This window comes from Sediminibacillus massiliensis, from assembly GCF_900156915.1.
Classification (GTDB): domain Bacteria; phylum Bacillota; class Bacilli; order Bacillales; family Amphibacillaceae; genus Sediminibacillus_A; species Sediminibacillus_A massiliensis.
On sequence record NZ_LT732535.1, the window covers coordinates 3,338,389 to 3,352,041 of the forward strand.

General features: G+C 41.1%; 13 protein-coding genes. 11 read left to right on the forward strand and 2 right to left on the reverse strand.

The window, feature by feature from the left end; translation table 11 throughout:
• Positions 1–309: 309 nt before the first annotated feature.
• The 9 genes from rlmD (at position 310) to galU (ending at position 8,635) form a co-directional block, all read left to right on the forward strand.
• Complete coding sequence (gene rlmD, locus CZ434_RS17350) at positions 310–1,692, forward strand: 23S rRNA (uracil(1939)-C(5))-methyltransferase RlmD (RefSeq protein ID WP_077624289.1); 1,383 nt, start codon at positions 310–312, stop codon at positions 1,690–1,692.
• Between the two features lie 343 nt (positions 1,693–2,035).
• On the forward strand, positions 2,036–2,392 hold the full coding sequence (locus CZ434_RS17355; protein WP_077624290.1) for a YhfM domain-containing protein: 357 nt from the start codon (positions 2,036–2,038) through the stop codon (positions 2,390–2,392).
• Between the two features lie 22 nt (positions 2,393–2,414).
• Positions 2,415–2,756: a hypothetical protein gene (locus tag CZ434_RS17360; RefSeq protein WP_077624291.1), complete on the forward strand. Its 342-nt coding sequence runs from the start codon at positions 2,415–2,417 to the stop codon at positions 2,754–2,756.
• A gap of 31 nt (positions 2,757–2,787) precedes the next feature.
• A complete protein-coding gene (locus CZ434_RS17365; protein WP_077624292.1) occupies positions 2,788–3,363 on the forward strand; it encodes a hypothetical protein in 576 nt (191 codons plus the stop codon).
• Between the two features lie 124 nt (positions 3,364–3,487).
• On the forward strand, positions 3,488–4,036 hold the full coding sequence (locus tag CZ434_RS17370) for a cupin domain-containing protein (protein ID WP_077624293.1): 549 nt from the start codon (positions 3,488–3,490) through the stop codon (positions 4,034–4,036).
• Positions 4,037–4,173: 137 nt separating this feature from the next.
• A complete protein-coding gene (locus tag CZ434_RS17375; RefSeq protein WP_245831014.1) occupies positions 4,174–5,445 on the forward strand; it encodes a hypothetical protein in 1,272 nt (423 codons plus the stop codon).
• Positions 5,446–5,472: 27 nt separating this feature from the next.
• Positions 5,473–5,703 carry an excisionase family DNA-binding protein gene (locus CZ434_RS17380; protein WP_077624294.1) on the forward strand — a complete coding sequence of 77 codons (231 nt, stop codon included), beginning with the start codon at positions 5,473–5,475 and terminating at the stop codon, positions 5,701–5,703.
• Positions 5,704–6,042: 339 nt separating this feature from the next.
• Positions 6,043–7,632: an alpha,alpha-trehalose-phosphate synthase (UDP-forming) gene (locus tag CZ434_RS17385; RefSeq protein ID WP_077624295.1), complete on the forward strand. Its 1,590-nt coding sequence runs from the start codon at positions 6,043–6,045 to the stop codon at positions 7,630–7,632.
• A 115-nt stretch (positions 7,633–7,747) separates the two neighbouring features.
• Positions 7,748–8,635 carry a UTP--glucose-1-phosphate uridylyltransferase GalU gene (gene galU / locus CZ434_RS17390; protein WP_077624296.1) on the forward strand — a complete coding sequence of 296 codons (888 nt, stop codon included), beginning with the start codon at positions 7,748–7,750 and terminating at the stop codon, positions 8,633–8,635.
• Positions 8,636–8,681: 46 nt separating this feature from the next.
• Here galU and CZ434_RS17395 read toward each other — a convergent pair whose 3' ends face one another.
• Entirely contained in the window at positions 8,682–9,368 is a 687-nt protein-coding gene (locus tag CZ434_RS17395) for a serine/threonine protein kinase (RefSeq protein WP_077624297.1), read from the reverse strand.
• 244 nt (positions 9,369–9,612) lie between these two features.
• Here CZ434_RS17395 and CZ434_RS17400 point away from each other — a divergent pair, with 244 nt between their 5' ends.
• Positions 9,613–11,058, forward strand: a complete 1,446-nt coding sequence (locus CZ434_RS17400) for a carbon starvation CstA family protein (protein WP_077624298.1) — start codon at positions 9,613–9,615, stop codon at positions 11,056–11,058.
• 149 nt (positions 11,059–11,207) lie between these two features.
• Positions 11,208–12,695 carry a zf-HC2 domain-containing protein gene (locus tag CZ434_RS17405; protein ID WP_179107307.1) on the forward strand — a complete coding sequence of 496 codons (1,488 nt, stop codon included), beginning with the start codon at positions 11,208–11,210 and terminating at the stop codon, positions 12,693–12,695.
• A gap of 41 nt (positions 12,696–12,736) precedes the next feature.
• Here the strand turns inward: CZ434_RS17405 and CZ434_RS17410 are convergent, their stop codons facing one another.
• Positions 12,737–13,582 carry an STAS domain-containing protein gene (locus CZ434_RS17410; protein WP_077624300.1) on the reverse strand — a complete coding sequence of 282 codons (846 nt, stop codon included), beginning with the start codon at positions 13,580–13,582 and terminating at the stop codon, positions 12,737–12,739.
• Positions 13,583–13,653: the final 71 nt, after the last annotated feature.

The window sequence follows — 13,653 nt, forward strand, 5'->3', positions numbered from 1 at the left end:
TTTGTAATCAGTAGGAGAGGAAGTCTTCACTATGTCGCAGTCTCTCTCTACAATTAAGGGGTGTTCACGCCGGTTGGGTGAAAATTACTATAGCGAGGTTTTTGTAGATAGAGAGTATATCAGCAAGACAAACTTCTCCAAAAGACGGAGCACTGGTTTGGCTCTTACTATTTGTCGCTAAATAACACCATATTTCCCAGGAAATATAGTTCTTGTCAAAACGTGCAGCAAACATGCCGCTAAATTTCCTTTCTGAATCGAAGTGTGGTAAACTTTTGACAGCAATTTACAAGAAGGACGATGATAGTTATGGCTAAGCAAAAGCCACCTGTAAAAAAGAACCAGACAATAGAATTGACCTTCCAGGATTTGACCCATGAGGGGGCTGGAGTCGGAAAAGTGGATGGCTATCCATTGTTTGTTCCATATGCTCTGCCCGGTGAAAAAGCCAAAGTCAAAGTGATAAAGGTCAACAAAAACTTTGGATTCGGTAAGTTACTGAATGTTTCAGAAGTCAGCCCTGATCGTGTCGAACCACCCTGTGATGTGTACATCCAATGCGGGGGATGCCAATTACAGCACATGAGTTATGACCTTCAGTTGAAGATGAAACAAAATCAGGTAAAAAATGCATTACGCAAAATTGCTCACTTGGAAAATGTTCCTGTTCATCCAACCATCGGGATGAATGATCCATGGAGGTATCGGAATAAAGTCCAAATTCCGGTTGGTGAACGAGATGGAGAATTAATCACCGGATTTTACCAAAAACGGAGCCATCACATCATTGAAGGAATGGATACATGTGTTATTCAAGATGAAGTGAATGATCGAATGGTTGAAGCAGTCCGCAGAATCGCTGATCGTTTAGGCATCACGGCTTACAGTGAAGAAAATGATAAAGGTGTTCTCCGGCATATCATGGTAAGAACCGGTCAGCAAACCGGTGAGACGATGATCGTGCTGATCACCAGGACAGAGAAACTCCCGAAACAAGAAGAATTAATAAAAGAACTGCATGAAACCTATCCGCAAATAAAGTCTATCGTCCATAACGTGAATAAAGAAAAAACGAACGTCATTTTTGGAAAGAATACAAAAGTGCTGTGGGGAAATAAGTATATTTATGACACTATCGGGGATATCAAGTTTGCCATTTCGGCAAAATCTTTTTATCAAGTAAACCCTCCGCAGACAAAGCATTTGTATGATACAGCGCTGGAATATGCCAGCCTCACCGGTACCGAAACAGTCATTGATGCTTATTGTGGTATCGGTACAATTTCCTTGTTTCTTGCTCAAAAGGCCAAAAAGGTTTACGGGGTGGAGATCGTCCCAGAAGCTATTTCGGATGCAAAAGAAAATGCCAAGTTAAACAAGATTGAAAACGCAGATTTCTATGTGGGCGAAGCTGAAAAAGTAATGCCATGGTGGAACGCACAAGGACTGCGTCCAGATGTCATTGTTGTCGATCCACCGAGAAAAGGGTGTGACGAGGATTTACTACAGGCAATGGTGACTATGCAGCCGGAGCGAATTGTCTATGTATCGTGTAATCCATCGACATTGGCTAGAGATTTGCGGATCTTGGAAGACGGTGGTTATGAAACAAAACAAGTGCAGCCAGTTGACATGTTCCCGCAAACGGGTCATATAGAAGCTGTAGCGGAGATTGTTAAAAAGCCTGATTAAAAACCATTCTTCAGTTGAATGAAAATATTTTGCCATCCGACCCTGATTTCGCAAAGGATACTTGCGATTTCGGGGTCTTTTTCTTTTTACCCGTCTTATTTTTGCTATCTAGAAGACCATATTGCGGCTTTCGTTGAATAAATTCAATTAATGGTCCTTTCTTGTGTAGTTGAAATGTTTCTTTGTTCAGCCTCAAATTTAGTGAGGCCAATTGATCAGGTTATTCGTACATATGGAGTGAACGTTTATTAAGGGGAGATGACAGTGAAGGTTATATATTTTTTGTTTATACTAGTAAGTTTTTTCGCTTATTGTAGGTTGTCAACAAAACCATGAAAGTGCGATGGTTTTGTTAGATGAAAAGATAAAAGAAATCAACATATCCATATCAAATGGGGCCGGGGAGATGAATGAAGAAATCATCTATTCCTTCCAAGACGAACAATCCATAAAAACGGTCGAACAGGCAATTAAAACCTCGGTTAAGGAGCATCAATCAAAAATCAATAAACACTTGCCGGAGTATGATGTTATGGTGGAATATGACGGCGGGTTTCCTGCTCACGCTATTCATCTGTGGTTGGGGGAGGAGGGTGAAAGAAGCACCCTTATGTATATGGTGGGAGAAGGAGAAACTTATCTAACATCGACGGCGACGACAAATCAACTAAGGCAATTGATTCTTTCGGGCAGCCAGTAATATCCAAGGAGAGATGAAATGTATGAACTGTTGTTGTGAATGCGGAGAAACAAAGGATATAAAAGTGGAAGGGGATGTTGGTGCAGACCCGATTTGGTGTGTGAGATGCGGTTGCAACCTTGATATAGAAGCCATTAAAATTTCGAATAGATTAATAGAAGAATTGACCGATTGGGGTGGTTTGTATGGACAATGGATTGATTGGGACCAAGATAAATTGTTTTCTGATGGAATTTTAATGGAGGATGAATTCAATCAAAAGGGAGCCGCTTTAGCAAGCAGGCTAAAGCGAGAAGTTGGAGAAGATTATCAAATAAGATTCATCCCCTCTACAAGTGCTCGGTTTTATGCGAAAAAATCTTGATTTCTTAATTTATTTGAAAAGAGGGATGTAATTGAATCCAAAAGAGTTAAATGAGATGAGATTGAAACAAACCGGCGTTACGAATGGTCTGATGCTTATTGCAATGGTAGCTTTTTTTACAATCATAAATATTTTAACAATAACATTTGCTCATTTTTTCTTCTTTTTGGGGGTGCTGTTGTTCATTCAAGCTGTTATCGGACTTATAAAGGGGGATTCTACTAAATCAATTTTCCCTATTTATGAAAAAGTAGCAATCTACGAAAAACAAAAAGTGGGCAGTGAGTGGTACAAGCACCGAAAAACAGGGTGTGTTTGGAACTTGATTTTAAGTGCATTAATGTTTTTGCAATCTTATTGGAATCGTGGTTTAGCAGATAATGTTTTTCATCTAGATTTGCTGTTTACATCTGTCATGACCTTCATTCTTTTAATAATGATAAATATCGGCCTTATTTTTCATTTTAGAAAGGTGGATCGCTCCACCTCGGAGTTAGACATGAAAGGCTATACTTGGAAATCAAATGTGATAGCAATTGCTATCGGGATTGTGTTTGCCTTCTTAATGATTGTTATCACCCTTTCCTATATTATTTCGCACATATAAATAGAGAGTGTTTTGGAGTTTGCAGGGACATAACAAACCATTTGTGAAACCTTATAATGAAAAATGACACCCGGCTTCCACTGTGCATAGGATACATTATTCGAATGAGAAGGAGCTGAGGTAAATGCATTACGTTCCTTATGTTCATCCGCATTTCTGGAGCTGTGGTCACCCAATGGGGGGACCAACCACAGATTATCCGCGGACGCCGGCATACCCTTATCATGCCGGGCAAAGTCATTACTCTTCATGGGATGGGAATCATCATTGGTTACAGGATTATGGGCCAGCACCATACGTAGTTGATATCAATAAGGTTACTAAGCAGAATAACAACTACCGTACAGCTATCTGGACGGGGAAACATTTACAAGTGACGCTGATGAGTCTGCAGCCCGGAGAAGATATCGGGTTGGAAATTCATCCAGATGTCGACCAGTTCTTGCGAGTAGAACAAGGCCAAGGTATAGTGCAAATGGGAAAAAGAAGAGATAATCTGGACTTCCAACGGCATGTCGTTGATGATTTTGCTATTATGATACCGGCCGGTACATGGCATAACCTTACTAACACTGGAAACATACCATTAAAGCTTTATTCCATTTATGCTCCGCCCGAACATCCTCGAGGCACTGTGCATGTAACGAAGATGGAAGCGATGGAAGCTGAATGACACAGGGAAGGGCTGTCCTAAACGTTATATACTTAATGAGGGGCAGTCTCTTTCTTTTTAGCGGGTTTCAAAAAACGTTGGAGAAAGTTTGTTACACTATAATTGATTTAAGAACACGATATCGAGGTGGTAAGTTGGTGGAAGATAGAAGGATTGCGGAATTAATCGATTTTACCCGGAAGAAGTTTGGTTTAAAAAATTACTATCTAAAGAGGCGCCAGCTCTGTCGCCGTGTTAATTACCTGAATGAAACAATTTATACACTTGATATGGAATGGTTTCCTGATCATGTTGTGGAACTAGGAGAGGACGGAACCAACCCACCGGGAACAGCAGTCATTGAAATAGAAATACATACCAGGAAAGTAACAAGTGTTATTTTTGTCATGGGAAAAACTTATGCCAGCGAGGGGATCCATATCTCCGGTCAATACAAGGAGGAAGTAATCGGCTGGGTAGAACAAGAAACAGGGCTTGTATATGGGGAACAGTTCCATTTAGATAAAGAAGAAGAAGGGGAATTAATCTTTAAGGGAAGCATAAATGGAATTAAGGTATACCCTGGAGGAATAATCGAAATAAAATTCAATAAGGAAGGAAAACTCACCTTTTTTGCTGTGCATGGTTATTTCCCTTCTGTGGAACTGGTAAGAAAAGAAACATTTACACTGACTCGTAATGAATTGATGCATCTTGCACATAATCAGTTTAAGTTGGTTCGGTTTCCTTCCCATGAACGAAAGAAACTGTTCGCTGTGTATGCAATGGATGAGGTGTTTATTACCAATCACACTATGGCTCTCATCCTTTTTGATGTTTTAGCGGACGTGAGTGCTTATGTGAAAATAGATGAAGTTTTATATTGGGACAACCCAGTCAGACAGCCGTTTATTAGAAAGGAAATCAATTGGCTTGAAAGCATCTCAACAGCGCAGGCATTTTCTTCCGAGCCATCACCAGATTCCTTTCCGATTACTGAACAGGAACAGGAGCAATGTATGGAAGCTGTGAAAAAGATGATGAGTCAGGAATATCCGAATGAGTCCGGTAGATGGTTTGTAGAAACTCTTCACCGCGAAAGAGGGTACATACAAGCCATTTTAACAAAGGATGGGGATGATTGCCTTGTATTTAAATCGAAGCTCCTCATCATGATTGATAGAAACTTCCAGGCGATCAATTATATGGATAACCGGGAGATGTTCAAGATATATGAGGGATTTGAATTACCTGATAAAATCGAAATAAGCAAAGAGCAGGCATATGGAAAATTAAAAGGTTTACTCGAATTGGAGCCCTATTACGTATATGATCAGGAGCAGAAAAAGTATGTCTTATGTGGGTTGTTAGATTGCCACTATAGTGTAGATGCATCTACTGGTGAAGTAATTGCTCTGAACGATCTGTGAAGCACTGACTGGAAAGGAGGAGACAAGATGTATATGACCATTGATGAGACCGCAGAATATTTGGATCTCCCAGTCAATAAAATAGAAACATTGATTCTTCAAAGACGCATAAGGTTTATCCATGATGGAGCTCAGTATCTTATTTACAAGGAACAGTTCCAGACACATTTTGAACAGTTGGAAAATTATAAAAGTGCCCAGGCAGAATATTATAATCAGCCGATCCCTGAGGACATTGATGTAAAGGATGAGGACTAATATAAAATGAAGGGGGTATCGATCCCCTTCATTTTATATGGACTTCCAAACTCGATTGTAAGAAAATCTGTCACAAATATTCAACTATTCAGTTTTTTGATTTATACTGATTGTTAACTGTTAAATTCCTACAATAAGATGCTTGAGTTATTAATAATAATCCCGCCAGAAATACTCCAATTTCTCTCCAAAACCCCATTGTTTTTTAACACCGTAGTTAAATATTACCATTTGCATGAAATGACCATGAAATTAGTTTACCAGCAAATTCACTAGGGTATATGCCTATTATCAGTTATTGATATGATTTAATTTTGAAATAATGAGGAGGATGGACAGATGAATAAGAGAGAGAAGGAGACAGGTGAGTTATTTGACGGTTCATCCGCGATAAAAAAGCAGTCATATAGTTCCGATAATACCATATATGATACAGATACTTATAATAGTACTGCTTTTCTAGAGAAAGAAAGCGTCAATAAACACAGCAAAAAACAATTGAATGTCCAATTTACTAAAAAAGAAAATAAAAAACAAGAAAAAAAAGGTTCAACCTTTATTGTACTAGCTAACCGTCTACCGGTAGACAGCAAGGTGGAAGCGGATGGGACTGTTACTTGGAGACGCTCACCGGGTGGGCTTGTAACAGCATTACAGCCTATGCTGCAAAAACGGGAAGGTGCCTGGATCGGTTGGGCCGGTGGAACGGAGAAACCGCCCGCACCGTTTAAAGAAGACGGAATGAATATTGTTCCTGTAGAATTGACAGCAGAAGATGTGGAGGACTATTATGAGGGATTCTCCAATTCTACCTTATGGCCGCTTTATCATGATGCCATTGTGACACCTACTTATGACCGCAAATGGTGGGACCGCTATGTAGAAGTGAACCAACGATTTGCCGATGCTGCTGCAGCCGAGGCGGCAGAAGGTGGTACAGTGTTCGTTCAGGATTATCAACTGCAACTTGTTCCGAAGATGCTTCGGGAACTTCGCCCGGATTTAAGGATAGGGTTTTTCCTTCATATCCCATTCCCTCCTAAAGAGCTATTTGCTCAATTGCCATGGCGCCAAAGCATTCTTGAAGGTCTGCTGGGTGCAGACCTGGTTGGTTTCCAAGTCCAAGGCGCTGCCCGCAACTTTCTGGATTTAACAGAAGCCTTTTTAGGACTTTCGACAGAAGACAACATGGTTAAAGCGGAAGACGGGCGTAAAGTCTTAGTTGATGATTATCCTATTTCTATAAATAGTAAAGAATACGACGAGATTGCCCGTTCTTCCAAAGTTGAGAAGCGGATGCACAAGTATTTATCCGAAATAGGCGGCAACCGCCGGATCCTATTGGGGGTAGACAGACTTGATTATACAAAAGGGATCGACCGGAGGCTGAAAGTGTATCGAGAATTACTTGCCGATGGCATGATTGACCCTGAAGAGGTATTATTAGTTCAAGTGGCTCCGCCATCAAGGGAAAGGGTCGAAAGTTACGCCAGGCTGCGGGAAGAAGTGGAGAGAGAAGTCGGTGGAATCAATGGGGAGTTCGGTCGATTCGGACGACCTGCCGTGGATTATATCCCCCGTTCTCTGAACCGTGAAGAATTGGCTGCCTTGTTCCGGATGGCCGACTTAATGATGGTCACTCCGATCCGGGACGGGATGAACCTCGTTTGTAAAGAGTATGTAGCTTCCAGAATTCATTCGGATGGTAATCTTGTATTAAGTGAATTTGCAGGCGCTGCTCAGGAATTGAAAGAAGCATGGTTATGCAACCCGCATGATATCGATGGCATGAAAGAGGTCGTGATGAATGCATGGAATGCTTCTCAGGAAGAACAAAATAAGCGTATGAAAGCAATGCGTGAGCGGGTCATGACATATGACGTGGACCGCTGGGCAACCGACATTTTGTCAGCTTTAGGTATAGACTGATCAATAAATATGCTAAATTAAAAGAGAGCTCCCTGCCAAAAGAGCAGGGGGTGTTTTTCCCTTCGGATAATGGGGAATAGATGGTTAGAAAAAAATATGCAAGGGAGAGAGAAAGTTGAGTAAAATCAAAAAAGCAATCATTCCAGCTGCCGGTTTGGGTACAAGGTTTTTACCGGCTACGAAAGCAATGCCGAAAGAAATGCTGCCAATCGTTGATAAACCGACTATTCAATACATTGTGGAGGAAGCAATCGCTTCTGGAATAGAAGACATTATCATCGTTACAGGTAAAGGTAAAAGAGCAATCGAAGACCACTTTGATCATGCTTTTGAATTGGAAGAAAACCTTCGCAGAAAAGAAAAATATGATCTGCTTGAAAAGGTTAAGGAAACTGGTGATGTCGATATTCACTATATCAGACAGAAAGAGCCTCAAGGGCTTGGACATGCTGTATGGAGTGCAAGAAAGTTCATCGGCAATGAACCGTTTGCTGTCTTGCTAGGTGATGATATTGTCCAATCCGAAACACCTTGTCTCCGCCAGTTAATGGATACGTATGACCGTACATCTTCGTCCGTAATTGGTGTACAGTCTGTACCAGAAGATCAAACCCACCGATATGGTATTATTGATCCATCCAAGGAAGATGGCCGTATGTATGAAGTTTCCAGCTTTGTAGAGAAGCCTGAAAAAGGTACTGCGCCGTCTAATCTTGCTATCATGGGAAGATATATTCTTACACCGGAAATCTTTGATTACCTTGAAAACCAGGAAAAGGGTGCAGGTGGAGAAATCCAATTGACCGATGCTATCCAACATCTAAATCAAATCCAAAAAGTGTACGCTTATAACTTTGAAGGGAAAAGATTTGACGTTGGGGAAAAATATGGCTTTATTCAAAGCACCATCGAAATGGCGTTACAGGATCCAGACATGAAAGATCAATTAATCGAATTCTTGAAAAAAGCGCTGGATGAAGAAAACGCGAAAGAAACTTTATAATAACGTTACAAAAGCAGAGATTCCGTATCTCTGCTTTTTCATTATCTCAAGAGCGCCAGAATATCGTAAGTTTGGTGATCTTTCTCATAAAGTCTTCGAACACGAATTGCTGCTCGCTCGTTTGGTTGTACCATTTCCTGGTCATATTCATCAGCCAAAAAGGAATCGGCCTTCCCTCGATATATTGATAGTACTCTTCATACCCGCGTTTAAGATATTCCCATCTAAAATCATTGCCCGGATTGACATATTCCGATACATCCAATATTTTGGCATGACCGCCTTGTAGAAGAATGTTTTTTAAATGAATATCCCGCGGATTTAAATCTCTTGATTTGATAAAGTCCCTGGCTGCCTCGACATCCTCTATAACTTGGGGTGGAATCGGAATTCCCTGTAACAGACAGTCATACAGTGTCGTCCCTTCTTCGTAGTTCAGTACAAGAAATCTGTCTCCAGCACCATGAAATTTCGGGAAAAATCGATTCTCACCTAACTGCTTGTACACATTCTGTTCTATTTCTTTCTTGGCTATTTTCTCTTCTGCATATAATTTAAACGCTAAATCCGGAAAATCTATACTTCGAAAGACAGCTGCATCTGTCCCCACTCCGATACATATCCAACCGTCTGAAGACCCTTCAATAGTTACAGGCTCATTGTGTGGGTTGGCATGAATCACGATTTGACTCATACCTTCTATCGCAGCTTCCCAATTCCGACTTTTATCCATCCTCAACATCCTTTGGCTGGTATTGTAGACATTAGACAAGAAAACAGCTGTTCACATCAATGACAAATTCGCTTATGACTACTGCTTAATTAAATAGTATAAGATACTTTCCCAATAGTAAAATTATATTTATTGAAAACGATTAATTAAAATGAAAAATAAAAACTTTCAGAAAATATGTTGTTTTTTGACAAAAACCGTTATAAAATACATTTTACACTCAATTTTGAAAGGAGGCTCAGCGATGGTTACATTTGTTGCATCCATCATGTTGTTATTATCAGGATACTTTATATATGCGAAGGTGGTTGAACGAATTTTTGGCATAGACGATCAGAACAAGACACCAGCATATGCCAGGAAAGATGGCTTTGATTATATGCCGATGAGCTGGTGGAAAGCGAGCTTAATTCAACTGTTGAATATCGCTGGGCTAGGTCCGATTTTTGGTGCCATTATGGGAGCTCTTTATGGTCCGGTGGCTTTCATCTGGATAGTAGTCGGTACTATTTTCGCAGGTGCTGTGCATGATTATTTTTCGGGAATGTTGTCGCTTCGCCACAATGGAGCACAATACCCTTCAATCGTAGGTAGATATTTGGGCAAGCCCGCCCAGTCCTTGATCAACTTACTATCAATTGCCTTAATGATTTTGGTGGCGGCGGCATTCACAGCCGGTCCCGCACAGCTGATGGCAGAAGTTACGCCGTTGAGCTTTATGGCTTGTTTATTGATTATTTTCGCATACTTTCTAATAGCGGCTGTACTGCCCGTGAACAAAGTGATCGGGAAGGTCTATCCGGTATTTGGTGGAATATTGATATTTATGGCGGTGGCAATCGGGATAGGGATGTTTTCTTTTGAACACCCTGTACCTAACTTAACATTTGGCAATCTTCACCCAGACAACCTGCCTTTATGGCCATTATTGATGGTTACCATTTCATGTGGAGCCATTTCCGGATTTCACAGTACGCAGAGTCCGATACTGGCAAGAACCCTGAAAAAAGAGAGCGAAGGACGGAAGGTCTTTTACGGTGCGATGGTTGCAGAAGGTGTCATCACATTGATCTGGGCGGCGGCCGGTATGGCTTTCTTTGGAAGTACAGGTGCCTTGCAGGAAGCCCTGAACGCAGGTGGACCTGCAGGGGTTGTCAATGAAATCAGTCAAACAACCCTTGGCACATTAGGTGGAATTCTTGCCGTATTAGGGGTTATTATTCTCCCTGTAACTACTGGTGATACAGCTCTTCGCTCATCCAGGATGATGCTTGCGGATCTGATTGGCCAAGTACGTAAAAAGGACTTTAAGGGTAAATGGTCTCCGGCGTTGTTGGTTATTCCGGTTGCTCTTCCCACCTTTTTGTTGACTCAAATGGACTATAGTTTTCTTTGGCGATATGTTGGATGGTCCAATCAAGTAGTGGCTACTGTTATGTTATGGACGGGTGCGATGTATTTGCTGCAATCCGGGAAATTCCATTGGATCTGCAGTATCCCGGCGTTATTTATGACAGCAGTGGTAAGCACGTATATCTTTTACGCACCAGAAGGATTTAATCTTCCCTACTCCACTTCGATGATTATCGGATCAGTGATTTGGCTTGTCGTTGCTGCCTGGTTCTGTGGGAAATTGGTTAGACGTTATTCGGTCAGACGAGATCAAGCATTGTCCACGAAGGCTGGGTGACCTCATACACATATACAAGCTGGGGAATCGATAAGGTTCTCCAGCTTTTCCATGAAAAATTAGTAAATATTTGGAAGGGGGAAAAGGAATTTAGGTATTGTTGTCGAATCGATTAATAAAGAAGTATAAAGTGAGACATGAGGTGGATGATGAACTGTCAGCAATGTAAAGACAAAATGCCAGACTATATAAAAGGGAACCTTACGGAAGAGGAGGAACAACGTCTTGAGCAGCACCTGCTTGGATGCCCGGAATGCAGTCAAATGTATTCTTCAAGACGGAGGCCGGCTTCTATATTAAAGGGTTTATCATTAAGGGGATGGGCTTCTGTCGTCATTGTGTTAATACTGCTCATCGGAGCGGCTTACTTAAGCGGTTTAACAGATAGAGCTTTGACATGGTGGAATGGCGTGAGCGTTGCGGACAATGAAAATCTGAAAGAGATAAAAAGGTTCGGAATTGGTAATGCCTTAAACTTGGAAAAAGAAGACAATGGGATAAAAGTGACAATTACTCACGTAGTGGCAGACGATATCCAAACATATGTATATTATGAAGTAGAAGATTTGGAGGGAGACCGTTTATTATCTGTGGAAGATTCTCATCGCCCGACCATAACTGCCGAGACGGGTACTTTCGATATTACGCAGGGCTATGGGGAACAGATTACCGGCCTTGTTCCTGCTGATGAGCAGCCGGAAAGCAGGTTCAGAGGAAGAATTGGACTGCTTCCAATAAAAGAAGAGAAAGCGACGATAGAATTAGAGATCAATAGACTTACAGAGATTGAACCGGCTAATATGGAAGAACAAATGTTAATGGCTCCTATGGAAGACAGGAAACGGGTGGAGGGTAATTGGTCTTTTGAGATTCCAATCGAAAAACAAGAGATTATCGATAAAGAAATAAATATGGAGACGGAGCTGGACGGCCACGAAGTGAAAATCAGCAAAATAAGGATAGCTCCAACGATGACCCTCCTGCAGTATGGTCTTCGAATGGATGATATGGACAGTCAGGTCTCCTATGTTAGTTTTGGGGCGCTTGCAAGCAATGAGATGACATACAAACCTGACTATACATCGATGTATCCTGGCAATTTTCCGAACAGACAATCAAACTGGATGATTCAGAATTCCCCGTTTCAATCGATGTATTATGACCCTCCCGATTCTTTGGATGTTAAAGTAGAGCGCATCGAGACTCATATAGTATCAGATAAAGAGTACCCACTTGATCCGGATAGAGGGCTGCCGCAAACATTTACTTTTTTGGATAGCGATTTTGAAGTGGAAATCAATGAAATTAATGAAAAGACACAGCTCACCATTAAAACCGAATGGAATAGGCACAGGGAATTTGACCGGCTTCATTTTGAAGTGATCAGTGAGCCGGAGAACACGGGAATGATGTTGGAGGAAAAAGGAGTATTCGTCAAACCGAACGGCGAAGTGTATGAAATGGATAACTACAATGAATATCCCTCCGGTGTGGAAAATGCCCATTATTATCAGACTGAGGCAAAAGCCACTTTGGAATCGCGAGGTACAAATGGGGAGATCAGGCCAATAGCGATAAAGATATACAGTTATCAAAAATCTGTATTTCCAAACGAGACAATCAACTTGGAATTTTAACGGACACCAAAAGAGGATGGCGACAGGCCATCCTCTTTTGGTTAATTCCTATCTACTTTTTTAAAACCCAGTTCGATTAATGCCTGGTGCATGTTAGCTCTTGTTTTAACATCCTTATAATTAAGGCCTAGATTGCCGATCGTTTGAGCAAGTTCTGGACGAATACCAGTTATAATTGCTTCTATACCAGTAAGGTTCAAGGCATTCAGTATTTGGAATATTTGATCAGAAACCATTGTGTCGATAATTGGAACTCCGGAGACATCCAAAATTAAATGGTCCAAGTCGAAGTTATTACCGGCATGAAGGGCATTATCCATAATTAATTTAGCCCGATGGGTATCAATCTCCCCGACAATTGGGAGGACAGCAATCCCTTCTGCGATAGGTACAACGGGGACAGAAAGTTCTTCCAAGGCAGTATAGGCGATTTTCATCTTTTGAATATTATCATTCTCATACATTTCTCCAAAGACACCGATTGCTTTGTCGATAAGCGGGTCGATAATTTTCGATACATCAAGCATGGTGATCGGTGCAAACTGCCTTTGTTCCAACTCTTCTGTGAATACATCCCAAATTACAGCCCTGTAAAACGATAAGGCCCTTAATGCATCACTTAATGGGATTTCGTAATCAATCGTAAGCTTGGCAGTCTTTTCACTCCAATCGGCAACCTTTTCCAACATTTCTTCATGATCCGAATAGAGTGCTTCACCAAAGTAACTAAGAAGTTCGGTTCGGCTGTGCTCCCGTTTAGTTAACGGCATTCCTGACTCTTGCAATTTCTTTGTATAACTCTCCTCAAAGGACTCTTCCAGGTTCTTGGCCAGTTTCATACTATTTTCTACTATTTTTTTGCCTATGTATTCTAATTCATCCTTCATAAATGATACTCCTTGAGATAATGATAAATTCCTATATGAATTGCTAGTTATAGGATATGTCATTTTTTCCT

Coding starts and splice junctions, on each gene's coding strand:
- rlmD (WP_077624289.1), top strand. CDS start 310: ATGGCTAAGCAAAAGCCACCTGTAAAAAAGAACCAGACAATAGAATTG.
- CZ434_RS17355 (WP_077624290.1), top strand. CDS start 2,036: ATGGTTTTGTTAGATGAAAAGATAAAAGAAATCAACATATCCATATCA.
- CZ434_RS17360 (WP_077624291.1), top strand. CDS start 2,415: ATGAACTGTTGTTGTGAATGCGGAGAAACAAAGGATATAAAAGTGGAA.
- CZ434_RS17370 (WP_077624293.1), top strand. CDS start 3,488: ATGCATTACGTTCCTTATGTTCATCCGCATTTCTGGAGCTGTGGTCAC.
- CZ434_RS17380 (WP_077624294.1), top strand. CDS start 5,473: ATGTATATGACCATTGATGAGACCGCAGAATATTTGGATCTCCCAGTC.
- CZ434_RS17385 (WP_077624295.1), top strand. CDS start 6,043: ATGAATAAGAGAGAGAAGGAGACAGGTGAGTTATTTGACGGTTCATCC.
- CZ434_RS17395 (WP_077624297.1), bottom strand. CDS start 9,368: ATGGATAAAAGTCGGAATTGGGAAGCTGCGATAGAAGGTATGAGTCAA.
- CZ434_RS17400 (WP_077624298.1), top strand. CDS start 9,613: ATGGTTACATTTGTTGCATCCATCATGTTGTTATTATCAGGATACTTT.
- CZ434_RS17405 (WP_179107307.1), top strand. CDS start 11,208: ATGAACTGTCAGCAATGTAAAGACAAAATGCCAGACTATATAAAAGGG.
- CZ434_RS17410 (WP_077624300.1), bottom strand. CDS start 13,582: ATGAAGGATGAATTAGAATACATAGGCAAAAAAATAGTAGAAAATAGT.